Origin of the sequence: Pseudomonas sp. Seg1, assembly GCF_018326005.1 — a bacterium.
Lineage (GTDB): Bacteria > Pseudomonadota > Gammaproteobacteria > Pseudomonadales > Pseudomonadaceae > Aquipseudomonas.
The window spans coordinates 744955-770764 of the sequence record NZ_AP021903.1 but is presented as its reverse complement, the minus strand read 5'-3'; the positions used below and the strand labels follow the sequence as shown (position 1 = coordinate 770764).

Genomic DNA, 25810 nt, shown 5'->3' with positions numbered 1-25810 from the left:
CACCCGCACACACTTCATCATCATTTAAAATAAAAAAGGCCGTGAACTTATTGTTCACGACCTTACACTTTTAATTCTCCTTTATATGTCAAATGTCGTTATTAAAGAACGCCGCAATTGTGACCTCCCCATTATTACCCTGACGCTGTTCCAAAACATTCAGCCAGTGATCCAGCAGTAACCTCTCGTACTGACCGTCGACGTTAATGCTGATTTGCACCGGCACGCCCGATGCACCGTCTTCGGGTTTGACGTCACGCACAATCAGCGTGTGCGCATTGTCCGGATCGCTGAACAGCAAGTGCCCGTCGACCAGCGACACCAGTAGATGTCGGCAGTCGGCCATGTCCAGAACCAGCGTACCGATGACCGACTCTTCAGCGCCCTCCGGCTGCCGGGGATCGAGCACGATACAGTCCAGCCGCTGCCAGGCTTCGTCCGAGATCCGATAGGTCGATGCCTGCGCACCGAACGTCAGTAGCAACTTGTCGACGCCATCGGGCAGCATCGCCACGACATCGCTGACCACGCCGTTCATTTCCAGGGTCAGCACCTCTTTTTCACGCTGGGCATAGCTGTTCCCAAGCCAGATATCAGGCGCCGCACCACGACTGAAGATCAGTCCGTCCACCGGGTCGAAGAGCATCGGTACCGACGCGTTGCGCGTCCCCAGAAAAACCGCCCATTGGCCATCCGCACGCCCGGCGACGTCGAACAGACGATCCAGTTGCGGCACGTAGTATTTGTAACGATTTCCGGCGTTTTCCACGGTCAGCACCGGCGCGTGGGTTTGGCCCTGCAGCAGTGTTTTCAAACGTGCCTGCAACTGTGTCGGCGTTTGCCCCGGAAGATACGACCACTGATTTTCCACGCCGATGACAAGCGCGGGCTGCTGATCCAGCAGTTGCAGATTCACCCCATCGCGAGTGCACCCGAGCAGGCCTTGTCCGTGTGCCGTCACCTCGGCAAACGTCCATTGCGCCCAGACCTTCTGTGCCACTGGCAAGCGTTCGGGACGCAGCAGTTGCCCGCCGGCAAACGCAGAATGCAATGCATCGATCCGGACCAGCGTCTGACGGTAGAGTTGCCCCGCCGAAACATCCAGCAGCCAGGCAGCCTGTTGATCAGGGGTCAGCCCCAGCAGCGACAATTCCCTGCCGTGGCCGATGTCCGCCAACAGAAGCCGCTCACCGACGCACCACGCCGCGAGAACGCCACTGCCAGATGCATTGCGCAAACCGATGATCGGAAACGGCGCCTCTTGCGTGGTTTTCATCAACGCGGGAAGTACCGCCAGCCAGTCCGGGTGGCTGGCGAGCCAGCGCTGGCCGACACCGACGAATTTCAGCGAGGCATCGCGGTCGACTTCGAACAGTCGTCCGTCCGTTCGGGTGGCGATGTACCGACCGCCAAGCGAAGCGACTTCAACGACATCCGTCTCGAGAATGTCATCGATAAAACCGCCCGGGTCGTTCGGGTCGCCGTAACTGCGAATCAGCGCTGTCCGGTGCTTGTCGAAAAACAGCTGGCTTGATGCATCGGCCTGATCCCACATCAGCATGGCACGTTCGGGCGAACCACTGTCGTCGCGATAGAACGCGTTGTCGTGCAAACGAATCCACACCGAATACTGGAATTCGCTGAACAGATGCACACGCCCGTTCACAAACGGAGTGGGTTTCCAGGTGCTGATCGACTCAGCCATGGCTGGCGTTCCGTCATCGAAGGTTTGCTCTGGCTGCAAGCGCTCGATCCACAGGCTCCAGTCCTGTTCGTCATTGGCAAACACCCGATCATGGCGCCAGGTTTCCCAAGTGTTGATGCCGACGAGTGTCAGGCTCTGGGCGGCGATCACATAATCCATGGTCATGTTGGCGCCGAACGTTGTCCTTTTGCTGATGTGTTGCGTCACCCGCAGTTGCCCGTCAGCGAATTGCTCGACAGCGCTGATCGTTGAACCGCCGTCCGCGTTCATCAGCCGATAGCGGTGATTGACCGTGCCGGTGACGGTGTCGACACGCCAGAGGGTGGGATGGTCAGGGTGGTAGAACCAGGCGTGTTGACCACTGACGCCGCCGAGCAGAAGGCCTTCATTGACCGCCTTCGGCAAATCCCGGGCATACAGCACCCGATCATTCGCGGTGTCGAAGTAAGCCGTGGTGAACACCGGTTGAGCTGCCGGCGTGAAAGGCACCTTGAACTTGTACAGCGGAAGGTAGGCCGCGGCCAATCGCTGCGCCTTGGCCAGTTGACGGATCCGCGCCAGAGCTTTCGGCAGACTGCCACGGTCTTCAAGGGTCACCCCAAAGGCGCCTTCGCCCGGCGCCACGCTGTTGTCCTCGACCGTGATGGACAGCAGACTCAAGCGCTTGCCTGTGCGATCAACCTGAAACAGCTCGCCACCGGCCAGACTGAGAAAGTCCACGCGCCCATCCAGCCGTATGCCGTCGATCAGCAGGGAGTCGCCCTCAAAGTGAATCTGCGTGTCTTTGACCCACGGTGCGTTGACCGCCCATTGACCGGGCTCTGCCACTTTCAGTGCAACGGTCACCAATCCCGGGGTCAGCCTGAGCTGAGACACTCCCGTCGAGCGGGCAGTGATTTCGTAACTGATGAATGTGTGCCACTCCGGTGGCAGTTGCGGCACCACCAACTGGCGAACCAGGGCATCCAGTGTCACGACTATTTTCGTCGGCTGGCAGACCGGCGTCAGCTTGTAAAGAATGTGCGGAATCGGCGTATTGGCAAAGAAATAGAAACGTCGATTGCCCTGTTTGTCGAGTTCCAGCTTGTCCACGGCGCTGTTACGCAAATGGGGGTATTGGGTTTCGATACGCGGGTTCAACAAGTGCTGGATCAACGCGCCGGGGTTAACAACCGATAAAAGATCCGGCGAGCTGATCTCACTTGATGTCAGCGGCTCGCGCTCCAACTCTCCGGCGCTGGGCTGATACGGGTAACCGGCTGTGCCAACCTGATACTCATAAGCGTAATAACAGCCCGGCGTGCAGGGCAGTACCACGGTGTGCAGCTCATCGGGCGAGGGGCGGATCAGGCCGATGACCTGCGGCAACTCCAGCGCCTCACGGATATTGATCGCCTGACCCAACCGCTGCGGACTCGGGTCGATCTGCGGCAGTTCCAGGCCACCGCGAGTCATTGGGTAAAACTTCTGACTGTCGAAGCGGATCTGATTGCCGTGCAAATCGAGATGAGTGATCACAGCCTCCGGCTCGAAACTCAGCACACCATCCTTGCGCGTATAAGCGCCTTGCCCGTAAGCGTCCTGAATCTTGCGCAGATGCGCGCCCACAGCCTGCGCCTTGTCGCTGATCTGCCCGAGGTTGCTGGCGATGGCCGTCGCACCAATGCCGACACCGAGCAACGGCACCGACAGAAACGTTGCCGCAGCGCCTGCGGCTCCACCGACGGCCATGGCGAAAATATCCAGCCCCAATGCCGCGACATCAAACGCCAGTTGCGTAGCGAATCGCGAACGCTGCTCCTGGTTTTGCGCGACGCTCAGTCCATAGATGTCGAAACCGATATTGACCAGGGAAAATCCGACCCCAACCCCCGTCGACACACGCCCCAACAGTCGTCCAGACAAAGACGACTGACGCAGCGCCAGTGCCTGCTCGCTCGCCGCCACCTGTCGCACCAAACCGATGATCTGCGCCGTGTCACTCAATACGCCATAGCCCAGTTGGGCATAGTTGACGTAGACCTGCACTTGCAGGGCGATCGACAACGCCGGTACTTGCGCGTCGCCGGCCAGGTAGTCGCGATGGCGCATCTCCGTGATCAGCGTCTGGATCGCAAAGGCAAAACTCAAGCGACTGCCGCCATCGGCTTCGCTCGCGCCGCTGTCCCTGCCGGCCAGTGTTTTTACCAGGCGCTGCAAGTGCTGTTTGATCTTGCTGAAGCGCACATCGACGGTGGTGACCTTGAAGGTATTTTTCGGCTGGCGCGCGTCGACCAAGGTCAGCGAATACCCTGCCCCGGGGGCTTTTTCCACCGTCTCCAGCAAGGGCAGGTATTCACGCCCCAGCTTGTACTCGCTGCGCAACCGTGTGGTCGCCTCATCGAGTGCCTGCGCCCAGTAGCGGGCATCAAGTTGCGCGAGGCTGGCGCCCATGCGCGAGTTGTCACCCAGCGAGCGCGTGCGTCCGACAGCTTGCTTTTCCCAGACCGAAGCGCCTTGAGCATCAGTGATCACGCCGTTTTGCAGAAAACGACCGATCTTCACGTTCGACGACAGCACCTTGTCGGCAATCCTCGCCGCATTCAACTCGGTCACCTTGAACTGCGCCGTGTCGAGCTCACCCAGGCCATAAAGACGCGCTATCGCTCCGTCACCATCACCCAAGTAGCGTTCCATGCCCAATTGCAGCTCGCGTACCCCGGCAAAGCCGAAGATCGCAAAGTTGGGATCGTAAAAACGATAGACAACCTCACCCCTGAGTAAAACCTTGGCCAACAACAGCGCATGATCACCGGTATTGAGCAGCAGTATCGCCGGCGCGGATTTCGCCTCCAGCGTCTGCACGATACTCTCCAGGCCATGCACGCCCTGCGGCGTACCCACCTCGGTCGCGGTGGCTTCGTGCAACTCATCCAGCGCCAGCAGTAATGCCCGCGAATCAGGGTCGTCCGGCGACAGGCCGGCATTGGCCACCCGACCGATCAGCGCACGCTCGGCCGACTCGCCCAGCCCCAATGCCGAGGCCATCAGTAACGCCAGCGGATAGCAGCGACGACCCGGATCGCCACCGGTGCGCATCAGCAGATCCTGCGGCACCTGCCGCGCGGACACCGCGCCGGCCTTGAAAAACACGTCTCGTACCTGCCCGCCGCGCTGGAGTATTTGCGTGTGATATTCGCGCTGTGCAGTGCTGTTTATCTGCCCGATACGCTCGCGCCATTGGGTCAGCGTCAGCGCTTCGTTCAACGCGAGCACCTTGAGCTCTTGCGCGGTGTGTGGGTCAGGTTGGGCAAGGCGCGTAACGCCGCTCTCAAGTGCCGGCGCCTGCCGCTGACGCAGGGCGGTTTCGATGGCGTGGTAACGGGCAAACACGCCAGCCTCGGTGGTGTCCCGGGCGATGTTCGACACCTCCTGCCACACCTTGCCGAAGCCCTCGGCGTCCAGACTCGTGGCGCCGAACACGCCCCCCAGCATGACGCGCAACAACGGGCTCAGGTGCTCGACACCGAGCGAGCCATGAGCAACGCGGGTGAACAGTTCGTTGAGGTTACTGGTGGACTCGGCGCCCAGCGAAACCGGGAGGTCACTGACGGGTTGCGCAAGAATTTGCTGACGGCTGTCGAAACCTATGGAAAACGCTTTATCGAAGGTGATGTCGCCGCTCAACTTGTCCTTCATCGCACGGATGAACGGTTCGCCGAGGTCGTCCATCAGTTGTTGCAGCACGGCCGTCAACAACACCGGTTTGCCTTCGATTACCGGCCAGCCTTGTTTGAAGGTCAGGGTTTGTCCTTTCAATAACTCGGCGAGATTGCCGGCGTAACGGGATTTGAGCTTGCCGGACTGCCACTTTTCCTGTTCTTTTTTCAGCCATTGCTCGGGCTCATCATTCACGGTCCAGCCGGTGATGTTTTCTTCCTCTGTGGATAAATTAAAGCCTTCAGTCAACTTGAGTTCTTTGCGAACGGCTGCCCACTGCTCAAGCAATAGATGTGTTTCGGTGTACTTACCGACGCCTGCACTCGCCGCAGACGGACCGGTCAATACAATCGTGCCGCGCGCTTCGGGGCGAATCCCGTCCGAGTAGTACTTGTGAATTGCAGCACCCAAGAGCCCCATGTAGCGCATATCCGCGTGGGAAAGTGTGATGCCCTGGGACTTTCTCTCCTCCAGCACCTCAACAATGATGTCCTCCACGCGACGAGCGTTTGCCCAATCAGCCCCTGTTGCAACCATCCGGCGGTCAACCTCATAAAGGCAGTCATAGTTGAACCGGATGACTTCCATAATGGACAGGGTCATGTCCGCGCCGGGATGCGCCAGCATATGAGCGTTCATTTCCCCTCTTGAAGGATCGCTAAACGCAGTACCCAATCGAACAGCGTCTTGGGGAACCCGACTGACTGGTGGGGGAACGAAAATGTCCTGAAGAGCGGGCTTACTACGTGCAAACGCGGTTAACGCCTCTTCATGACCTGCGGGAATTGCGCCTGTTTCGTTCTTGTACCGAAGGGGGTCCCGCCCTGGCATCAACTCCTGGTTGTGATCCAGCAACAGTTTCAATACCCAGAGTCGTTCGTCTGGATGGAAACCTGTTATATCGACGCCGCCCAACTTCTCGGCCAGCGGCGGCAAGTAGTCTATGTCGCTGTAACGGCCACCTTCCAGATACTCGGCCTGCAACCGCACGACATCACTGGCCGCCGCGAAATTGCCGCGCATGGCGACTTCCCGCTGGTAGACATCCTGCAAAAAGTGCCCGGCAAATTCGTGGCGAACGTCACGCAAATGCAGGTCCGGCCCGACCATGTTCAGGTGCGTGTCCAGACACTTCTGGCGAAAGGCTTCGAGCGTTGCGCGATCCTTGCCGTAGGCGCGCACCATCAGGTCAATCCGCGCTTCGTCCGCGCGCCCGGCCCACTGTGGCTGGTTGAGATACGCAAACATCTGGTGCTTGAGGACGCGGGCGCGGTCTTCGATCATTTGGGCCAGGATGCTGGGTTTTGTGACTTGATCCCCTCCAGTTTCCATCGCATGAACCCTGGCGCTGTCGAGAATGACCCGGTTCATCTCGAAGGCCAGCAGCGCGTCACTGTCGTACCAGAGGTTGAAGGTGTAATCCTGCGGTTTCAGCACTTCGCGCCAGATGTTCATGTAGTCGCGCTGATTGACCCCGACTTCACTGCCTCCTACCCAGACGAAATGCATGATATTCGGCACTGGTGAACTGGCCCCGGACAACAGCGTCAGCGTATTGGTCAGCCGCGAAACATAGTGTTCCACCCGCGTACTGATCCGATCGATCAATGCTGACGCGGGTGTCTTGCGGTTACGGCGTATTGCTGTCATGACTTCTTGAAAGAGTTTCACCGCCAACAGCTTTTCATCCAGCTCGACCGTTTCAATCGATGACTGGTAGTGCTGGATAAGTGCATCGTATTGCATCGAGCTGGCGTACTTCTTCACTGCCCGGGATAGGTCTGAAAACTCTTCTGGCGAAATAAACTCGGGGTGCTCTGTCTGACTTTCAAAATTTCTCATCACTTTCCGTCCTTGAATGAATATGCAGCCATGCGCTTTGGCGGAAAGTTATTGCGCAAGGGCCGCGTATTCAAACGCGAAGCGATTCAAGTGATGACCATCGAAACATCAGACGACATTCAAACTGTTCCGCCGAATACTCCGGCGACAATTGCATTCAAAGATTACCCGTTGCATTAACGCACAAAGCCGCGAACCCGGAGGTTCGCGGCTTTGTTGTTTGCAGTGATTATTAAAGCCAAAAGTCTTGACCAGATCTCACCGCAATCGAAGTTGCTTACAAATACTTCTGTGCCGCAGAGAAGTGCGATCAGGTATTCGGCTTTTCACCATACCAACGCGGTGTATAGACCCAGTCACCACCCGTCGCCCGAGGAAACGTGCAGGTGGTGGACGAACCAATCAGCACCATCGTGCGCATGTCCACTTGATCCGGGGTCAGCGCGCCCAATGTCGTGGTCCGCAAGGTTTGCCCCGGCCGGCCAATGTCACGCCCTAGCACCACCGGCGTTTCAGGCGTGCGGTGCTGCGCGACGATTTCCAGCGCCCGACCCAGCTGCCATGGGCGGGCGCGGGAGATCGGGTTGTAGAACGCCAGCGCCAGATCCGCCTCGGCGGCCAGATCCAGACGCTTTTCGATGATCGACCACGGCTTGAGGTTGTCCGACAGCGACATCACGCAGAAGTCGTGGCCCAGCGGTGCGCCGGCCTGCGCGGCGGTGGCCAGCGAGGCCGAGACGCCCGGGAGGATTTCCAGATCGACGCTGTGCCAGGCCGGATCATCCGACTCGTGCAGTGCTTCGAGCACCGCCGCCGCCATGGCGAACACACCCGGGTCACCGGACGATACGACAATCACCGAACGGCCCTGAGCGGCCAATCTGAAGGCGTGGCGGGCGCGCTGCATTTCTTCGCGGTTGTCGGTGCAGTGCTGCACTTGATCGTCGCGGAACGGACCGGCCATGCGCACGTAGGTTTCGTAGCCGAGCACATCGGTGGCGCGGGCCAGTTCGGCTTTCACCGCTGGCACCATCAATTCAGCCGCGCCGGGGCCGAGGCCGATCACGGCCAGACGACCGCGTGGGCGGCCGACTTTCTCGACGTCCAAGGGCTGTTCGGTGATCGCGATTGCCATGGCGTTCGCCGTGACGACTTGCGCCTCCGGCACGGCAGCAAGCGCCAGTGCCTCGATGCCATCCTGTGCCGCGACAAAGCGTAACGGCACACCCAGTTCAAGCGCTGCTTCGCGCAGATTCGCCGCAGCCATTTCAGTATCGGCCGCCACCAGACAGGCCAAAGCCTGCATCGCGACTTTCGCCTGCTGCAACGCTGAGCGAACGGCATTCGGCAGGTCCGCCACTGCGCTGCTCACCGCCACCGCGACACTGCGCGGGTAAATCAGCAACTCATTGGCACTCGCTGCACGCTCGGCGCTGCCAACATGAATCGAGCGCTGCGCCTGCGGATCTTCCGGTAATTGCGCTTGCTCCAGCCACGGCGCCGCACCTTCGATGCGCACACTGTGCCCGGCCAGGAGATCGGAAACAAAGCGCTTGCCCAGCTCCAGATCGGCCAGCGCATAACCGCTCGGCGGGTTGAGCAGGCAGGTGCCAAAACGCAATTCGCCACTGGTGGTGATCGCTGCGGCGACGTGCAGCCCGGCCGCGATTTCCCGCGCCATGACATTCACGCCACCGAGACCACCGAGCAGTGGCACCACAGCGCTGCCGTCTTCGGCGACGGCCAGTACCGCTGGTTCGGCGCCTTTTTCCAGCAGCAGTGGCGCCAGTGTCCGAATGACAATCCCGGCAGCGCACAGGGCAATGATCGGCGTGTCCTGCTGATACAGCTCACGCAGGGTCGCGCCGAATTCCTGATAGATGCAGTCGGCGCCTTCAACCCGTCCGGCGAGGCCGTGGATCTGCGCGGCCGGGTACACCTGCTGAATCCGGCGGGCCGTGGCCAGGCTGCCTTGGCCGAGTATGACGATGGCAGGAGTGGATGCAGTCATCAGCCTTGCCACCGTTCGCCGGGCACAATGATCAGCGAGAAGTACGGCGACGACATCGGCTCGACCTGATCCATCGGCACAATTTTCTGATTGGCCATGGTCGCGCGCTCAACGTACAGCGCGCGCTCGGCCAGACCGAGTTCTTCCAGCACCTGACGCACCTTGGGGAAATTGCGCCCCAATTTCATGATCACCGCTGCGTCGGCATCGGCCAGACGACGTTTCAGTTCTTCGTGGGGCAACACGCCAGAGAGCACCGACAGACTCTGATTGCGATACACCAGCGGCGCACCCAGCACCGAAGCGCCACCGAGCATCGAGCACACACCCGGCACCACTTGCGCTTCGTAGCGGTTGGCCAGCCGATCATGCAGATACATGTAGGAACCGTAGAAGAACGGATCACCCTCACAGATCACTGCCACGTCACGACCGGCATCCAGATGCGCGGCCACGGTTTCGGCGGCTTCGTCGTAGAAATCGCTGATGACCTGCTCATAGGACAGCGGTGCCGGCAGGACTTCAGTGGTCACCGGATACACCAGCGGCAGCAGATTTTGCGCGTCTTGCAGGTGTGCTTCGATGATGCCGAAAGCGTTGCCCTTTTTACCCTTGGCGACGAAGTACGCCACCACCGGCGATTCGCGCAGCAGGCGCAGGGCCTTGACGGTAATCAGCTCCGGATCACCGGGGCCGACGCCCAGGCCAATCAAACGTCCTTTTGCCTGCATCATTCGATCTCCGTGGCGAGGGCGTTGACCGCAGCGGCGGCCATGGCGCTGCCGCCGAGCCGACCTTGCATGATCACGAACGGCACGCCGCGACTGTCAGCGGCCAGCGCTGCTTTCGATTCGGCGGCACCGACGAAGCCCACGGGGAAGCCGAGGATCAGCGCCGGTTTCGGCGCGCCGGCGTCAAGCATTTCCAGCAGATAGAACAGCGCGGTCGGCGCATTGCCGATCACCACCACGCTGCCTGCCAGATGCGGACGCCACAGTTCCAGTGCGGCAGCAGAGCGGGTGTTGCCCAACTCGCGGGCCAGCTCAGGCACGCTTTCGTCGCGCAAAGTACAAATCACTTCGTTATTCGCCGGCAATCGCGCGCGAGTCACGCCTTCGGACACCATGCGCGCATCACAGAGGATCGGTGCACCGGCGGCCAGCGCATCGCGCCCGGCCTTGCCCGCACCTTCAGAGAACTGCAAACCGTCGACCGCCTCGACCATGCCGCAGGCGTGGATCACCCGCACCGCGAGTTTTTCCAGATCGGCCGGGATGCGCGCCAGATTGGCCTCGCTGCGAATGATCGCGAAGGAGTTGCGATAGATCTCCTGACCGTCGCGGATGTAATCAAGCATCAAGGGGGCTCCGGGAGCGGGCGGCGAGCAGGGTCGCGGCCGCTTCAATAGTAAGATTGCGTGCGTGCAACGCGCCGAAACCCGGCAGCGCTGCATCGCGAAAATAGAGGTCGTAATGACCGGCACTGACGGCCAGCAACGTCGCCGGGGCACAGTGAGCGGCTGCGCATGAACGCGTGCAACCGGACAAGTGCACGCTCTGCGCCTGGGGCAACAGCGTCCCCAGTCGTCGGGCATCGTGCTTGGTGTCGGCCAGACCTTTGCCGCAGCCGTTTGAGCCGGTGCAGGCAATGATTCTCGACAAGGGCTCAACGGCCTCGGTCAACAAGTTCAGGCTCTTGAGGCTTTCGAGCAATTGAGCGGCATCGCTCGCTTTTACGTTGGGCAGCAACAGACTCTGCCACGGCGTGAAGCGCAGGCTGCCGTCGCCAAACTGGCGGGCCAGTCGAGCGGCACCGCGCAGCATGATCGGGTCGAGGCGACCGAGGGGCGGCACCGCGCCGACGTAAACAAGGTTGTCCGCGTTTTGTTGGTGAGCGCCGATATGCAGATCGCCTGTTGCCGGGGTGCGCTGCCAACCGCTGTTCGCCTTGATCGGCAGGCGTGTCCTGAGTTGTTCAAGAAACGCCAGCATCGGCAACTCATCGAGCAAATGACGCATCCGCGTCTGCTCGGGTCGAGCCAGATCCAGGAACAACTCCAGCACCACCACCACCAGCGCATGTGCGTTTTCCAGCGTCACGGCGCCGACCGCACGATCCGTCGGGCACCCAGCCAGACCGAACGCGAGCAACGCTTCGCCGTCGCGTTCGAAAGCCGACAACCACAGATCATGCGGGTGTTCGAGCATCGCCAGTGCTTCACCGCCATCCAGTTGCACAGCGAACTTGGCGCTCAACTCGTGGAAACGGGGGTGGCTTTGCAGCGTGTCGAGAATCTGCTCGGCGAGTGCGCGGGTGTCGAAGCGCATCTGCCGGTCAATCCCGGCGGTCGGGCTGAGCATCAGGTTGCGCACGTCGTCGCCCGCTGCGTTGCGTGGCCCAAGCCCGGCGGCGAGCAGGCTGTCGATCAGCGCACTGCTTTGCTCGCCGATCCCGCGAATCTGCAGATTGGCGCGGTTAGTCGCCTCGATCGCCCCGCCCGCGAATTGCTCGGCGGCATTGGCCACAGCATCTGCCTGGTCGGCGCTGATTGAGCCGCCATTGAGTTTGATCCGGCAGATGCCACCGTCCAATGCCTGGACAATACGCAGCAACCCCGGGCAAGCCGAGGGGCGTATGGCGGTGGACATCGGGCGTTCGTTCAAGGGGCTGACCGGTTGCGTGTGAAAGGCGCGGTATTATGCCTGCTTTGTCCGACGGCATGAAAAGTCTGCCGTCGGATCGTCTGACTGACCGGACAGCAGTTGAATTGAAAGCGCTTGAGCGACGAGCAATCCCTTAAGCCAAAGCGATAATGTGTTCATTGCGAAGTTCGCCCAACAACGAAATGATTGTTGCGCGAGAAAACTCATAGTCCTCCGGATCTGCCTGCGCCCTATAACCGTCTACAGATAAGTTACCCAGTACTTTTTCTGTGTTGAATCGGTGCTGAAGAACATTGCCGCCCATGACCTCATCAAACTCGAAAGCGATCATCACCGTCGTGATGGTCAAATCGGCGGAAATGAGGCTGAACATAAACCGTACCCATCTGCCCTGATGCACAACGTGCTGTTGAAGCGTCTCAATCGCGGGTGTCGAAAATGGCAGATCAAGCCGACTCTGCCCTGTTGAATCCAATACCGACGCAGCTGTGCCAAGCGGCCAGTTGCGTAAAACCTTTTGCACCAACTCGATCAAGCTGAAACTTTCGTGCATCGGGGCAGGAAGACTTGCATCGGGATCGTCCAGCAGCATTGCACCGGTCACCCTCATCGCGATTTTGTGGGCGTTGGTCCATGACGCTGCCTGGGAAAAGTCCGTAACGTTATTAGCGGCAGCGGTTTGTGCGTAAAGCAACGCATCAAGAATGTCGCGGGTATTCGATTCCGACAAGTCATTCGCCACCAAAATAACAGCGCCCGCACATATGAACGGTTTATATCCAGAGTTAAAGTCCATTTTTTCCATCTCCTGAAAACCAGAGGCTTACGCCTCTGGCTTTATTTGAATTCAGGCTGCTTTGCCAAACTCTATGCTCAGTGCTTTTTTACGCTGTTCGGCGAGTGTTTTGATGATCAATGGCTCGACATCCAGATAGTCTTGTTCTTCGATAGTCATGGTGGTGGCGCCGTTGTAGATCTCGACACTGGAACTGGACCATTCAACAAACAGGACCTTGGTGGGCTGAGCCTTGGCGAAGTACTGCACCGCGGCGACTGCCATGGTGATTTCACCATCAGCATCCTCCAGCGAACTGGTCATGCAGAAGTTGCCACCTTCGGCTCTTTTCGAGTTTTTCTCAAAGAGCTTCAATGCTTCCGGCTCGTTCTTGAGAGCTTCCAGAGTGGCGTCCGCTACAGTCGATAGCACTTTTAATGCGGCTTGACCTTGATTGACTGCCGCACCCACCGCTGTATGGATCAAAGACAGCGCCAGGTTATCCATGGTCAGTTTCTGCGAAGACGCTGTGTAGCGGTTATAGGGTTGGCTAAACGGAAACCAACCGGCCAGCTGCATGATTCGCATGAACTCGGCGTAGCGCTGCTCTCTCTGATTGGCGTTCGGAAATTTGAGCAGGGCGCTCAGGTCCGCATACATATAGGTATTTTTGACAATCCGTTTGCTGCGCTTGGACATGCTTGCATCAAAACCCGCAACACCCGATCCCATAATGGCGGCGTTCAGTTCATCCTTGTCGACTGGCAATACGGCACCGAAGCTGGCGACACGCGGTTGCAGTACCGGTTGGGATTGCGCAGCAATGACTTCATTATTCTCCTTGATAAACGCAATACGTTGCGCAGCGGTAAGAACGTGACCAGTAACTTCATTCATAAATACGATTCCTTCGAGTTAGTTAGAACGCCGTCATGGCGTAGTTGCAAAGTAACCGTCATCCAGCGCCCAGGCAACTTGCATTTCATTCAATTAGTTTCAGAAAACAGAACACTAATACGGCCATATTTTCAGCAAATCAGACGCCAGCCGAAAGTTCTATTTCCTTCATGCGCATTTCACGCAATGATTCTGCCAATGAATCCCGATATCGATCCATCTGACGCGGCGTGATCACAAAGCGTCGGGACTGAATATCAAGTTGCGAAGTCGTGTGCCGGAGATTCCAGAACAGATGAGTTGATACCCATTCGGAACTCAGCAAACGAACGTTACTGATCACAATCTCCAACTCCTTGTGAAAATTGTATTGCGCTGGGGAAAAACGGAAGTCGCCCCACTTGCGTGTGCTGTCGGTAAACAACTCGATCGCTCCCGGGTTGTACTCAAGCCGCTGAAACGTCTCTTTCATCCGGCTGACCTTTTCCCTGCTTAATTGAGTGGACAATGAATTCGCCCACACCTCCAGCACATCACCGGAAAAATCACGAGCTGCGACAATGACCGGGGCATGCTCCAGACCCCAACCGACGGACCACATGACGCCTGAGTAAAACTCGAACCAGTCTGCAGAAGACCGCTTTCTGTTAAAGCGTTGGTCAGCCCGGTATTCCGCCCAGCGCATGCTGTTCTTGATGAACTGCTTATCCGCGTGCGTCAGCCCGGCAAAAAAAGACAGTACATTACTGCCCATTACCGTTGAACTGCTTTCATCAGAGAGTGAATTGAACGGTTGTTGAACGGTGCTCATATACAAGTTACTCCTTAACATTCATTGGCCTGGCGGCACTTGACGATTAATACTGCGCGCACATCCGTTAATAAAGTTGCGCGCCACTCAACAACAACTTAACAACAAATAAATAGCCTTTAGAAAAACAACCTAAACATTTGATTTCCGCTAGTTCTTTAAAAATCGATAGCAGTCAGTGCGCAGCCATCGCGTTATCATGTCGCCCATTAATGGTTAAGCACGCGATTGAGGAACGGCATGACACCCTGGCTGACGGTTGTGGGAATCGGTGAAGACGGCTTCAAGGGCTTGGGCAAAAATGCCCGGCGAGCCCTGATGGGCGCCTCGCGGATCGTCGGCGGCCAGCGCCAACTGGACCTGTTGCCGGTGTGCATTCGTGGTGAACGGCAATTGTGGCCAAGTCCTTTCTCCCTGGCGCCCGTGCTGGAACAGCGTGGCGAAGCGGTGTGTGTCTTGGCCAGCGGTGACCCGATGTTCTACGGCGTCGGCGCCAGCCTGGCGCGGCAGATACCGAGTGACGAGATGCTGATCCTACCGGCGCCGTCTTCCTGTTCGCTGGCTGCCGCCCGTCTCGGCTGGCCGTTGCAAGAGGTGGTGACGCTGTCCTTGGTGGCCCGGCCGCTGGCAGCGCTCAACGCGCATTTGTTCAGCGGCGTGCGCCTGTTGTTGCTGAGCAATGACGGACAGAGTCCGGCGGCGGTCGCGCAATTGCTCCGTGAGCGTGGCTTCGGTCCGAGTCGGATGAGCGTGCTGGAGCATCTGGGTGGTAGCGCCGAACGCCGCGTCGATGGCACGGCCAATGACTGGAACGACTCACCGATTGCCGATCTGAATGTCATCGCCCTCGAATGTCTGGCCGATGCCGATACGCCGCGCCTGTCGCGTTTGGCCGGGCTGCCCGACTCGGCTTTCCGGCATGACGGCCAACTGACCAAACGCGACGTGCGCGCCATCACCCTCGCCCGGCTCGCCCCAACGCCCGGCGAACTGCTGTGGGACGTCGGCGCCGGCAGCGGCTCGATCGGCATCGAGTGGATGCGCGCGTATCCGAGTTGCCGAACACTCGCTATCGAGGCCGATGACGGCCGCCAGCAATTGATCGAATACAACCGCGATGCGCTGGGCGTGCCCGGCCTGCAATTGATCCGTGGTCGTGCACCGCAGGCACTCGCCGGACTGGAGCGCCCGGACGCGATATTCATTGGTGGCGGCGTGACCCGCGACGGTGTGTTCGAGACCTGCTGGGAACAACTCAAACCCGGCGGCCGACTGGTCGCCAACGCGGTCACCCTGCAAAGCGAAGTCACCCTGATGAACTGGCGCGAACGCTTCGGCGGCGAGTTGACACGCATCCATGTCGCCCAGGCGCAACCGCTCGGCGAGTTCGACACCTGGCGCCAGGCGCTGCCGATCACTCTGCTCGATCTGGTCAAACCTCTCGATGCGTGACGAAACCGCCGAACAACCCGCACCGCTGCGCAGCGGCCTGACCACCGGCAGTTGCGCCACCGCCACCAGCCTCGCCGCCGCTCGCCTGTTGCTCGGCGGGATCTCGGCCGACGCGGTGCAGATTGTGTTGCCCAAGGGCAAGCAAGTGCAGATGCGTCTGGAGTTCTGTCGCCTGACCGCTGACGGCGCCGAAGCCGGGACCATAAAGGATGCCGGTGACGACCCGGACGTGACCCACGGCGCGCTGCTTTATTCGCGAGTGCAGCTGAAAGACGAACCGGGAATCCGTTTCATTGCCGGTATTGGCGTCGGCACCGTGACCCGCCCCGGACTGGTGCTGGGCGTCGGCGAACCGGCGATTAATCCGGTGCCACGCAAGATGATCAGCGATCACCTGAGCCTGCTCGCCACCGAAACCGGTTATGCCGGCGGCTTCGATGTCACGGTCAACGTCGAAGGCGGCGAAGCGCTGGCGCTGAAAACCATGAACCCGCGCCTGGGCATTCTCGGCGGCCTGTCGATCCTCGGCACCAGCGGCATCGTCCGGCCATTTTCCTGCGCGGCTTACATCGCGTCGATCCATCAAGGCATTGATGTCGCCAAGACCAACGGCTACCTGCATATCGCCGCGTGCACCGGCAATGCCAGCGAAGACACCATGCGAAGGGTCTACGACCTGCCGGAAATCGCCCTGATCGAAATGGGCGATTTCGTCGGCGCAGTGCTCAAGCATTTGCGCAAAGTACCTGTGGATAAACTCAGCCTGTGCGGGGGCTTCGGCAAGATCAGCAAACTCGCGGCCGGGCATATGGATCTGCACTCCCGTCACTCGAGCATCGATCTGCCGCAACTGGCGCAGTGGGCGGCGGCGATTGGCGCTGATGAGGTTTTACAGCAAGGTATTCGTGAGGCGAACACCAGTCAGCAGGCATTGGCCATGGCCAGTGCGGCGGGGATCGCGCTGGGCGATGAGGTCTGTCGCCATGCGTTGAATTTCGCTCGCAGCGTGGTGCCGGCGCAGGTGCAGGTCGAGGTGTTTGCGATTGATCGTCAGGGCGGGATTGTCGGCCATGCTGGAGGTTTTTAATGAAGCGGATTCTGCTGCTGGGCGGTGTGACCGAAGCGCTGGCGATTGCTCGCACGCTGGGGCCGGAACACATTTACAGTTTGGCCGGGGTTGGCCGGGTGCCGACTGATTTGAGCTGTCAGGTGCGCGTCGGTGGCTATGGCGGTGCCGAAGGTCTGGCGCAATTCGTTCGTGACGAAGGCATCGATCTGCTGCTCGATGCGACTCATCCTTATGCCGCGCAAATCAGTCTGAACGCCGCCACCGCCGCGCAACTGACTGGCATCCCCTGCTGGGCCTTGCGTCGTCCTGCGTGGCAGCCGCAGCCGGGCGATGACTGGCGCGAAGTCAGCGATTGGGCCGAACTGATCGCCGCACTCAAACCGTTTCACCGCCCATTGTTCACCCTCGGTCGCGAGCCGCTGCAACACCTCGACGAAATCCCTGTTGACCAGTTCTGGACCCTGCGCGCACTGGATGTTTATCCGGACAACGAGCGCTGCGAAGTGATCGGCGCCCGCGGGCCGTTTCTGCTCAAGGATGAACGGGCGCTGTTCGAGCGGCGGCAGATCGATGTGCTGATCAGCAAGAACAGCGGCAGCACCGCGACCGAGCCGAAGCTGGAAGTGGCGCGCGAGCGTGGGGTGCCGGTGATTGTGTTGAAGAGGCCGGGGTTGCCGGCGGTTGATCGGGAGTTTGCATCAACGTCTGAAGTCCTCGCCGCCCTCGCGACTGTTTGTTAACCCTGAAACATCGAAAACGTAAGTCCGCCTTCGCGGGCAAGCCCGCTCCCACAGTAATCGGTGGTGTATCCAGATTTTGTGTACGCCTCGCAACCTGTGGGAGCGGGCTTGCCCGCGATGACGTCTGTTCTGCCTGCATATGCCTTTAATCCTACAACCACGCAGGACACAGCCCACAACAACTTAACGAATCACCGACTTTCAGCATCCAGAGTCCACACTTACGCTCACCGTCTTTCAATCCTAAGGCGTGTACATCCTATGTCAGAAAAATTCCTCCGTTTCGACGTCAAGGACTTTCTCAAAACACCTGCCGATCTTGGCCAGTACGTCAAGGGTTGCGAAGTCGAAGACTCGGGCGATGGGCAACTCAACCGATTAGCATTCCGAGACGTCATGCAGACCATTCGTGAACGAATAGAAAACGACCCGAATTTCGCCCAGGCATTGCGAATCGAAGCCGCTACACTCATTCACAGTGGCGAAATCGAACTCGGGCGCAGACTCCTCAACCTCTTGCAAGAGGCACTGCGACACCAAACCGCACGACGCTTTTTTACTTATCGGCCCTGATCAGGCTAAATAGCCGCGCCTGATCGCCCACCCAACGGATCTGTCCCATGAACCGACACCGGTTAGCATTTGCCTGGATCGCCTGCTTTGCAGTGCTGTTCAACATGCTCGCCATGCCGATGACGGGAGCGATGGCGCAGGCGGCCAATTCACCGGCCGAACAATTGCTCTGGAGCAGTTTCTGCACCGGCAGCGGGACGAAGATGGTCGCGATCAACATTGCCGCCACCGATCAGCAAGCCCCGCCCAACGACAGCCATTCCAACATGCAGCATTGCTGGTGCTGCTCGGGCTCGGCGCCTTTGGTGGCGCTGCCGGGGCATACGCCGCAGCTGTATTTCACCCGCTATGACAGCAATCGCAGCGTGGCGCCCGCCTCACTGCAAACTCCCACACCGCGCCAGCAATGGCCAAGTCTCAACCCCCGCGCTTCCCCTCTGGTTTGATTTGTTCGCGCAATTGACCTGCGTTTCAAATCATTCTGGAGAACTGCCATGTTGAACAAACTGATCGTCATCGCTGCGCTGCTGGTGCCTGCGTGCTTCGCCCATGCCCACGAATACAAGGCCGGCGAGCTGGAAATCGCTCATCCGTGGTCGCAAGAGCTGCCGCCCAACGCGCCGACGGTTGCCGCCTATTTCGTGATTCACAACGCCGGCAAAACCGCTGATCGCCTGCTCAGCGTTGATTCGCCAATCGCCCCTGAAGCGCAACTGCACGAGCACGTGATGCAGGGCGATCTGATGAAGATGCAGCAAGTGCCGAGCGTCGAAGTCCCTGCCGGCGGCGAGGTAACCTTCGCGCCGATGGCTTATCACGTAATGCTGCTCAACCCAACCGATCGCAGTCAGCTCAGCGACGGCAAGCGCTTCCCCCTGACGATGCATTTCGAAAAGGCCGGTGACGTCACCGTCGAAGTCGCCGTGCAGAAGAAGCCGCCGCAAGACATGCCGGAACACGCGCACGCCCAATAACCGATCCGGTTGACGTCGCCCATGCGCCCGTTGAGCGCCAGGCCCTCCGCGCCACGCCGTCAGGCTGAACACCTGACCTGCGGCAGCTGGATCGCCCTGTTCGCCATGTTGATGATCTTCATCGGCCCACTGATTTCTCAGTCGATGCCGATGGATCAGCACGCCTCGACATCCATGCCAATGAGCATGGACATGTCGATGGAAATGCCCGGCATGGATCACTCCGGGCACGCTGCAAAACCTGTCGCCGAACACTGTCCGCCGCAAACCTCACATCACGCGATGTGGGAAAAGTGCGGTTATTGCAGCCTGCTGTTCAACTGTCCGGCGCTGACCGGCGGTGGTACTTTTGCCACGTTCAGCATCGCCCACGTCAACACCTTCACAGCGCCCTCTCCACGCCTGGGCCACGCCCGGCAAACCTTCTTCCCCGGCGCCCGCAGCCGCGCACCGCCCATCGCAGCGTAATCACCCGCCTCTGATTGCACACGGTTGAGAAGACAGCTTCAGGCTGCCGGCCGTGTCGTTTACGACTGTTTGATGGAAATTGTCATGTCCAGGTTTTTTGCTGTTCCACGCTCGGGCTCTGCCCAGGCGTCCTTTGCCTTGAACGAATCGCGGATTCGTTTCTCGCACGCTACCGCCGTCCTTTGCGGCATATTGCTGGCCCCGCTGGTGCTGGCCGATGAGCACACCGGCCATTTGGAAGAACTGAGCCCGACGGTGATCACCGCCATCGCGCCGAGCTCGCCACTGACCATCGTCACCAACCCCAAGGACCCGCGCCAACCGGTGCCGGCCAGCGATGGCGGTGATTACCTGAAGACCATCCCGGGCTTTGCCCTGGTGCGCAATGGCGGCACCAACGGCGATCCAGTGCTGCGCGGCATGTTCGGCTCACGCCTGAACATCCTCACCAACGGCGGCGTGATGCTCGGCGCCTGCCCGGGCCGGATGGACGCGCCGACCTCGTACATCTCGCCGGAAACCTACGACAAACTCACCGTGATCAAAGGCCCGCAAACCGTACTCTACGGTCCCGGCGCCTCGGCGGGCACGGTGCTGTTTGACCGAGAACCGGAGAGCTTCGGCGAACTCGGCACCCGAGTGAATGCGAGCATTCTGGCCGGCTCCCACGGGCGCTTCGACAAAGTCGTCGACGCCGCTGCCGGCGGGCCATTGGGCTACGTGCGGGTGATCGGCAACACCGCGCATTCCGACGACTATCGCGACGGTAACAACGACATCGTCGGCTCGCGTTACGACAAGTGGAACGGCGACGTTGCGCTCGGCTGGACGCCGGACGCTGACACCCTGATCGAACTGACCGCCGGCAAGGGCGACGGCGAGGCGCGCTATGCCGGGCGGGGTATGGACGGCTCGCAGTTCTTGCGTGAAAGCCTCGGTCTGCGTGTTGAGAAATCCAACATCAGCGACGTGCTGGAGAAGCTGGAGGCGCAGGTCTACTACAACTACGCCGATCATGTGATGGACAACTACACCCTGCGCAAACCATCCGGCACCGGGATGATGGCCGGGCCGATGGCGTCCAACGTTGACCGTCGCACCCTAGGCGCACGGATCAAAGCCACCTGGCGCTGGGCTGATATCCAGCTGATCACCGGTCTCGATGCGCAGACCAACGAACACCGTCAGCGCAGCGGCATGGGAATCGATACCTACAAGGATCAGCCCTACACCAAGGACGCCGACTTTCATAACTACGGCGTGTTCAGCGAAATGACCTGGTACGCCGCCGACCGTGATCGGCTGATCACTGGCGCCCGGGTTGATCGCGCCTCGGCCAAGGATTATCGGCAGAGCAGCGGCTCCGGAATGATGTCCCGGCCGAATCCCACCGCCGATGAAACCCGCGCCGACACCCTGCCAAGCGGCTTCGTGCGTTACGAGCATGACCTGGCCGACAGCCCGACCACGCTCTACGCCGGCCTCGGTCACGCGCAACGCTTCCCGGATTACTGGGAGCTGTTCTCGCCGAAATCCGGCCCGGCGGGCTCGGTCAATGCCTTCGATTCGATCAAACCGGAAAAGACCACTCAACTCGACTTCGGCGTGAACTACAAGAGCGCCGACCTCGAAGCCTGGGCCTCGGGCTACATCGGCGTGGTGCGTGACTACATCCTGTTCGACTACACGCCGACGAGGATGGGCATGAGCACTTCGCGCGCGGAAAACATCGACGCGCGGATCATGGGCGGTGAACTCGGTGCTGCTTACAACCTCACCGACAACTGGAAAGCCGATGCGACCCTGGCCTACGCCTGGGGCAAGAACAGCAGCGACGGCAAGGCACTGCCGCAGATGCCGCCGCTGGATGCACGCTTCGGCCTGACCTATACCGAAAACAACTGGAGCGCCGGCGCGCTGTGGAGGGTGGTTGCTGCGCAAAACCGCATCGACCAGAACAAGGGCAACGTGGTCGGCAAGGATTACGACAAGAGTTCCGGCTTCGGCGTGTTCTCGCTCAACGGTGCCTACCGGATCAACAAAAACTGGAAGGTCAGCAGCGGCGTCGACAACCTGTTCGGCAAGGCGTACGCCGAACACCTGAACCTGGCGGGCAACGCCGGTTTCGGCTACCCGGCCAATGACCCGCAAGCGATCAATGAACCGGGGCGCACGCTCTGGACCAAGGTGGACATGAGTTTCTGACACCCACCCATGTGGGAGCGAGCCTGCTCGCGAAGGCATCGTGCCAGACGACATCAATGTTGGATGTGCCGTCCCCTTCGCGAGCAGGCTCGCTCCCACAGGGAATGCGGTGTAGCAACCTGAATGAACAACTAAAAGATCCAAGCCAAGCGGAGCAAACGTGATGCAAAAGCCCAAACCGAATTTCTACAACCTGGCCTGGCGTTGGCATTTCTATGCCGGATTGTTCGTCGCGCCTTTCATGGTGATGCTGGCCCTGACCGGCATCATTTACCTGTTCAAACCTCAACTCGACTCACTGATGTACAGCAGCCTGCTCAACGTCCCGGCCGGCCATCACACCGTCCCGGCCGATGACCTGTTGCAACGGGTGAAAAGCGCTCATCCACAGGGCCAGGTCACGCAATATCTGCCGCCAGTGAACGCCGAACGCAGTGCGCAGTTTGTCGTGACCAACGCCGGCCACGAACTGAATGTCTTCGTCGATCCGTACCACGGCGACATCCTCGGCGAGCAGGATGCCAAGCAGAATCTGCAAGCCGTCGCCCGCGCCATCCATGGCGAATTGATGATCGGCACCGTCGGTGACCGATTGATCGAAATGGCCGCCGGCTGGGGCGTGGTCCTGGTGGTGTCGGGACTGTTCCTCTGGTGGCCACGCGGTCAGGCAGCGGGGATTCTCTGGCCGCGCCTGAACAGTCGCGGTCGCGTGTTGTGGCGTGATCTGCACGCCGTCACCGGGTTCTGGGGCGCGACGTTGTTGCTGGTGATGCTACTCAGCGGCATGACCTGGACCGGCTTCTGGGGCAAGCAATACGCGCAGGTCTGGAACGTGTTCCCGGCAGCGATGTGGGACAACGTGCCGACCTCCGACGTTGAAGCCCGCAGCCTCAACAGCGCCACGCGCCAGACCGTGCCATGGGCGATGGAAAACACGCCGATGCCGATGTCCGGCGACCACGCCGAACACATGGCCCACAGCGGCATGCAACACGGCCCTGCCGCGCCAACCATAAGCCTGCAAGACGTGCAGAACATCGCCACGCAGCGCAAGGTCGAGCCGGGTTACAGCATCACCTTGCCGACCACCGCCACCGGTGTGTTCACCATCGCGGTGTTCGCCGATGACCCGCGCAACGACGCGACCCTCCACGTTGATCAATACACCGGCAACGTCCTCGCTGATGTGCGTTTCGAACAGTACGGCACGGTGGCCCGCGCCACAGAAATCGGCGTGATGCTGCATGAAGGCAAGATGTTCGGCACCTTCAACCAGATCGTCGTGCTGCTGATCTGCCTGATGATTCTGCTCAGCGCCGTCAGCGGCGTGGTGATCTGGTGGAAGCGCCGGCCACAGGGCAAGTTCGGCGTGCCGCCGCTGCGGCATGACTTGCCGAAGTGGAAAACCGGCGTGGTGATCATGCTGGCGCTGGCGGTGATTTTTCCGCTGGTGGGGGCTTCGCTGGTGGTGGTGTGGCTGCTGGATCGACTGTTGCTGTCGCGATTTGGCCGACAAGCTGAATCTGCCTCACCTTCATCATGAATCAGGCGAGATGCGCGTTTTAGACAGCTCTATAGAATGCCGAGGCTTATAATTCGGCAGCCCCTAGTGTTACTGTATAACTCTTGTTTGCCATTCTGCCCGCGGCCTAAAGCTGCGGGCTTTCTTTTGCAGAAGTGATTCACCGCCCCGATGAACAAGTACCTCTTGTCCAGCCTCTGCCTGTTCGTGATGAACAGCGCCCATGCCGATAGCCAACCACTGACCCTGCCCACCGGCAGCATCACTGCGCCGGCAGTTGACGAGGAAAACGTCAGTCTAACCACGCCGACCACCGCCGGTTCGCGCCTGAACCTGACGGCCATGGAAACCCCGGCCAGCGTCGAAAGCCTCAGCGGCGAGCAAGTCCGCGCCCGTGGCGATCAAAGCGTGCAGGACGCCGTATCGCGCAGCACCGGCATCAGTCGCACCGGGACGCCGGGCGATGGCGGCGCGTCGTTGCAGGCGCGCGGTTTTACCGGGCAGAGTTCGGTGATGCAGTTGTATGACGGCAACCGGATGTACACCGGTATGGGCACGGTCACCTTCCCGGTCGACACCTGGTCGGTGGAGCGCGTCGATGTGCTGCGCGGCCCGGCCTCGGTGCTGTACGGCGAAGGCGCGACCGGTGCGGTGGTCAACGTGATCCCGAAGAAGCCGTTCGAGGGCGAGCTCGAAAACCATGTGCGCGTCGGTTACGGCTCATACGACCGCCAGCAGCAAGCCTTCGACAGCGGCGGATCGCTGACCGACACCCTGAGCTACCGCCTCAACCTCAATCGTCTGCGCAGCAACGGCTGGATCGATCGCGGCGATTCCTCCAGCGACTTCATCAGTGCCGCGCTGCGCTGGCAGGCCACTGATGATCTGGCGTTCACCCTCGCCCATGACTATGGCGACCAGCGCCCGCAGAACTATTTCGGCACGCCACTGATCAACGGCCGGTTGCAGGACAGCCTGCGCGACAAGAACTACAACGTGCGCGACGACAAGCAGCACTACAACGATCAGTGGACGCGCCTGACCAGTGACTGGCAGATCAATGACTCGGTCAGCGCCAGCAACGAGCTGTACTACCTCAAGGCCCAGCGTCGCTGGCAGAACGCCGAGAACTACAACTTCAATACCGACACACAACATTTGAGCCGCAGCGGTTACTTCGGCATCGGCCACAAGCAGGAGCAGGTCGGTGATCGCCAGACCTTCACCTTCAAACACTCACTGTTCGGCCTCGACAGCCAGACCGTTACCGGTGTCGATTACAACCGCATCCGCTTCCAGCTCAACAGCAACTCGCCATTCAACGACGTGTTGCCGAATGGCCGGCCACTGGATCTGCATCACCCGCAATCGGGTTATTTCGAGAGCAGCAATCCGTACCGCGACCAGTTCGACAGCACCACCCGACAAATGTCGGTGTTCGCTGAAAACCGCACGCAGCTGAGTGAGCGCTGGTCGCTGGTAACCGGTATGCGCCGCGATTACGTGCATGTGGATCGCAACGGCCTGACCGATGGCAGCCAGAGCGACAGGACCCTGACCGGCAATAACTGGAAGGCCGGCCTGGTGTTTGCGTTGACGCCGCAGACTTCGTTCTACGGTCAGATGGCGACCAGCACCGATGGCATCGGTGGCTTGATTTCCCTCAGTCCGAATCAGCAGCAGTACGACTTGTCGACCGCCCGCCAGACCGAGATCGGCCTCAAGCAGTTGTTCTGGGATCAGCGCGGCGAGTTCACGCTGGCGGCCTATCGCATCGTCAAAAAGAAACTGCTGACGGACGACCCGGGCAACCCGACGCTCAAGCAACAGGTCGGCCAGCAGTCATCCAACGGCCTGGAAGCCAGCCTCGATCTGCAATTGCCCTACGCCTGGCAACTGCAAGCCAACGCGGCGATCGTGAAGGCCAGGTATGACGATTTTTCCGAGGTAGTTAATGGTCAGACCTTGTCGTACAACGGCAACCGCCCGGTGGATGTGCCACGTCGTACCGCGAATCTGTGGTTGAACAAAAACCTCAGCGATGACCTGAAAGCCGGTGCGGGTGTGCGTTATGTCGATGCGCGTTACGCCGACATGGCCAACCGCAATGAGCTGCCGAGTTACACCGTGGTGGATGCGACCCTGTCGTGGAAAGCCTTGCGCAACACCACGCTGGGCTTGCAGGTGAACAATCTGTTTGACCGCCAGTACGCACAAAGCCAATACAATGAGGGCCAGCAGTGGATACTCGGTGAGCCGAGATCGTTCTTTGTCACGGCTGATTACACCTTTTAAAAGCGGAAACACTCTTGTGGCGAGGGGATTTATCCCCGATGGACCGCGCAGCGGTCCCAAACCTGTAGTCACGGTTTATCAGAAGACCGTATTCATCGATTTACGACGG

18 protein-coding genes are annotated in these 25810 nt (G+C 59.8%); 10 read left to right on the top strand and 8 right to left on the bottom strand.

What is annotated here, in order from left to right:
• Positions 1-88 precede the first annotated feature (88 nt).
• The 8 genes from KI231_RS03270 to KI231_RS03235 all read right to left on the bottom strand — a co-directional run bounded on the left by KI231_RS03270 (position 89) and on the right by KI231_RS03235 (position 14403).
• Positions 89-7150, bottom strand: coding sequence for a TcdA/TcdB pore-forming domain-containing protein (locus tag KI231_RS03270; RefSeq protein WP_213027430.1), 7062 nt, complete (start codon positions 7148-7150; stop codon positions 89-91).
• Between the two features lie 406 nt (positions 7151-7556).
• On the bottom strand, positions 7557-9257 hold the full coding sequence (cobJ, locus tag KI231_RS03265) for a precorrin-3B C(17)-methyltransferase (protein WP_213027429.1): 1701 nt from the start codon (positions 9255-9257) through the stop codon (positions 7557-7559).
• Complete coding sequence (locus KI231_RS03260; RefSeq protein ID WP_502937263.1) at positions 9257-9991, bottom strand: precorrin-2 C(20)-methyltransferase; 735 nt, start codon at positions 9989-9991, stop codon at positions 9257-9259. Before KI231_RS03260 ends, cobJ begins: the two co-directional genes overlap by 1 nt.
• Positions 9988-10614, bottom strand: a complete 627-nt coding sequence (locus KI231_RS03255) for a precorrin-8X methylmutase (RefSeq protein ID WP_213027428.1) — start codon at positions 10612-10614, stop codon at positions 9988-9990. Before KI231_RS03255 ends, KI231_RS03260 begins: the two co-directional genes overlap by 4 nt.
• A complete protein-coding gene (gene cobG, locus KI231_RS03250; RefSeq protein WP_213027427.1) occupies positions 10607-11905 on the bottom strand; it encodes a precorrin-3B synthase in 1299 nt (432 codons plus the stop codon). Before cobG ends, KI231_RS03255 begins: the two co-directional genes overlap by 8 nt.
• A gap of 148 nt (positions 11906-12053) precedes the next feature.
• Complete coding sequence (locus KI231_RS03245) at positions 12054-12716, bottom strand: hypothetical protein (RefSeq protein WP_213027426.1); 663 nt, start codon at positions 12714-12716, stop codon at positions 12054-12056.
• 51 nt (positions 12717-12767) lie between these two features.
• Entirely contained in the window at positions 12768-13592 is an 825-nt protein-coding gene (locus KI231_RS03240; protein WP_213027425.1) for a hypothetical protein, read from the bottom strand.
• A gap of 139 nt (positions 13593-13731) precedes the next feature.
• On the bottom strand, positions 13732-14403 hold the full coding sequence (locus KI231_RS03235; RefSeq protein WP_213027424.1) for a hypothetical protein: 672 nt from the start codon (positions 14401-14403) through the stop codon (positions 13732-13734).
• A 240-nt stretch (positions 14404-14643) separates the two neighbouring features.
• Between KI231_RS03235 and cbiE the strand changes: the two genes are divergently transcribed.
• From cbiE to KI231_RS03185, 10 genes are all read left to right on the top strand, one after another.
• Positions 14644-15855 (top strand): precorrin-6y C5,15-methyltransferase (decarboxylating) subunit CbiE, encoded by a 1212-nt coding sequence (gene cbiE / locus KI231_RS03230; RefSeq protein WP_213027423.1) that lies wholly within the window; start codon positions 14644-14646, stop codon positions 15853-15855.
• Positions 15848-16942 (top strand): cobalt-precorrin-5B (C(1))-methyltransferase, encoded by a 1095-nt coding sequence (locus tag KI231_RS03225; RefSeq protein WP_213027422.1) that lies wholly within the window; start codon positions 15848-15850, stop codon positions 16940-16942. Before cbiE ends, KI231_RS03225 begins: the two co-directional genes overlap by 8 nt.
• Positions 16942-17664: a cobalt-precorrin-6A reductase gene (locus KI231_RS03220; RefSeq protein WP_213027421.1), complete on the top strand. Its 723-nt coding sequence runs from the start codon at positions 16942-16944 to the stop codon at positions 17662-17664. The genes KI231_RS03225 and KI231_RS03220 overlap by 1 nt, the downstream gene beginning before the upstream one ends.
• Positions 17665-17925: 261 nt before the next feature.
• Positions 17926-18237, top strand: coding sequence for a hypothetical protein (locus KI231_RS03215; protein ID WP_213027420.1), 312 nt, complete (start codon positions 17926-17928; stop codon positions 18235-18237).
• 47 nt (positions 18238-18284) lie between these two features.
• Entirely contained in the window at positions 18285-18683 is a 399-nt protein-coding gene (locus KI231_RS03210) for a DUF2946 domain-containing protein (protein ID WP_213027419.1), read from the top strand.
• A gap of 48 nt (positions 18684-18731) precedes the next feature.
• A complete protein-coding gene (locus KI231_RS03205; RefSeq protein ID WP_213027418.1) occupies positions 18732-19211 on the top strand; it encodes a copper chaperone PCu(A)C in 480 nt (159 codons plus the stop codon).
• Between the two features lie 21 nt (positions 19212-19232).
• On the top strand, positions 19233-19679 hold the full coding sequence (locus KI231_RS03200) for a DUF2946 domain-containing protein (protein WP_213027417.1): 447 nt from the start codon (positions 19233-19235) through the stop codon (positions 19677-19679).
• Positions 19680-19763: 84 nt separating this feature from the next.
• Positions 19764-21884 (top strand): TonB-dependent copper receptor, encoded by a 2121-nt coding sequence (locus KI231_RS03195; RefSeq protein ID WP_213027416.1) that lies wholly within the window; start codon positions 19764-19766, stop codon positions 21882-21884.
• Positions 21885-22047: 163 nt separating this feature from the next.
• On the top strand, positions 22048-23427 hold the full coding sequence (locus KI231_RS03190; RefSeq protein WP_213027415.1) for a PepSY-associated TM helix domain-containing protein: 1380 nt from the start codon (positions 22048-22050) through the stop codon (positions 23425-23427).
• Positions 23428-23577: 150 nt separating this feature from the next.
• The gene (locus tag KI231_RS03185) at positions 23578-25701 is read left to right on the top strand and encodes a TonB-dependent receptor (protein WP_213027414.1); all 2124 of its coding nucleotides are present in this window, start codon (positions 23578-23580) and stop codon (positions 25699-25701) included.
• The last annotated feature ends 109 nt before the right edge of the window (positions 25702-25810 follow it).

What these genes read in the sequence shown, in the direction of transcription:
- KI231_RS03190 (WP_213027415.1), top strand. Translation starts at nt 22,048, where the DNA reads ATGCAAAAGCCCAAACCGAATTTCTACAACCTGGCCTGGCGTTGGCAT.
- KI231_RS03200 (WP_213027417.1), top strand. Translation starts at nt 19,233, where the DNA reads ATGCGCCCGTTGAGCGCCAGGCCCTCCGCGCCACGCCGTCAGGCTGAA.
- KI231_RS03240 (WP_213027425.1), bottom strand. Translation starts at nt 13,592, where the DNA reads ATGAATGAAGTTACTGGTCACGTTCTTACCGCTGCGCAACGTATTGCG.
- KI231_RS03195 (WP_213027416.1), top strand. Translation starts at nt 19,764, where the DNA reads ATGTCCAGGTTTTTTGCTGTTCCACGCTCGGGCTCTGCCCAGGCGTCC.
- KI231_RS03270 (WP_213027430.1), bottom strand. Translation starts at nt 7,150, where the DNA reads ATGCAATACGATGCACTTATCCAGCACTACCAGTCATCGATTGAAACG.
- KI231_RS03205 (WP_213027418.1), top strand. Translation starts at nt 18,732, where the DNA reads ATGTTGAACAAACTGATCGTCATCGCTGCGCTGCTGGTGCCTGCGTGC.
- KI231_RS03210 (WP_213027419.1), top strand. Translation starts at nt 18,285, where the DNA reads ATGAACCGACACCGGTTAGCATTTGCCTGGATCGCCTGCTTTGCAGTG.
- KI231_RS03255 (WP_213027428.1), bottom strand. Translation starts at nt 10,614, where the DNA reads ATGCTTGATTACATCCGCGACGGTCAGGAGATCTATCGCAACTCCTTC.
- KI231_RS03220 (WP_213027421.1), top strand. Translation starts at nt 16,942, where the DNA reads ATGAAGCGGATTCTGCTGCTGGGCGGTGTGACCGAAGCGCTGGCGATT.
- KI231_RS03260 (WP_502937263.1), bottom strand. Translation starts at nt 9,991, where the DNA reads ATGATGCAGGCAAAAGGACGTTTGATTGGCCTGGGCGTCGGCCCCGGT.
- cbiE (WP_213027423.1), top strand. Translation starts at nt 14,644, where the DNA reads ATGACACCCTGGCTGACGGTTGTGGGAATCGGTGAAGACGGCTTCAAG.
- KI231_RS03245 (WP_213027426.1), bottom strand. Translation starts at nt 12,716, where the DNA reads ATGGACTTTAACTCTGGATATAAACCGTTCATATGTGCGGGCGCTGTT.
- KI231_RS03215 (WP_213027420.1), top strand. Translation starts at nt 17,926, where the DNA reads ATGTCAGAAAAATTCCTCCGTTTCGACGTCAAGGACTTTCTCAAAACA.
- KI231_RS03235 (WP_213027424.1), bottom strand. Translation starts at nt 14,403, where the DNA reads ATGAGCACCGTTCAACAACCGTTCAATTCACTCTCTGATGAAAGCAGT.
- KI231_RS03225 (WP_213027422.1), top strand. Translation starts at nt 15,848, where the DNA reads ATGCGTGACGAAACCGCCGAACAACCCGCACCGCTGCGCAGCGGCCTG.
- cobG (WP_213027427.1), bottom strand. Translation starts at nt 11,905, where the DNA reads ATGTCCACCGCCATACGCCCCTCGGCTTGCCCGGGGTTGCTGCGTATT.
- KI231_RS03185 (WP_213027414.1), top strand. Translation starts at nt 23,578, where the DNA reads ATGAACAAGTACCTCTTGTCCAGCCTCTGCCTGTTCGTGATGAACAGC.
- cobJ (WP_213027429.1), bottom strand. Translation starts at nt 9,257, where the DNA reads ATGACTGCATCCACTCCTGCCATCGTCATACTCGGCCAAGGCAGCCTG.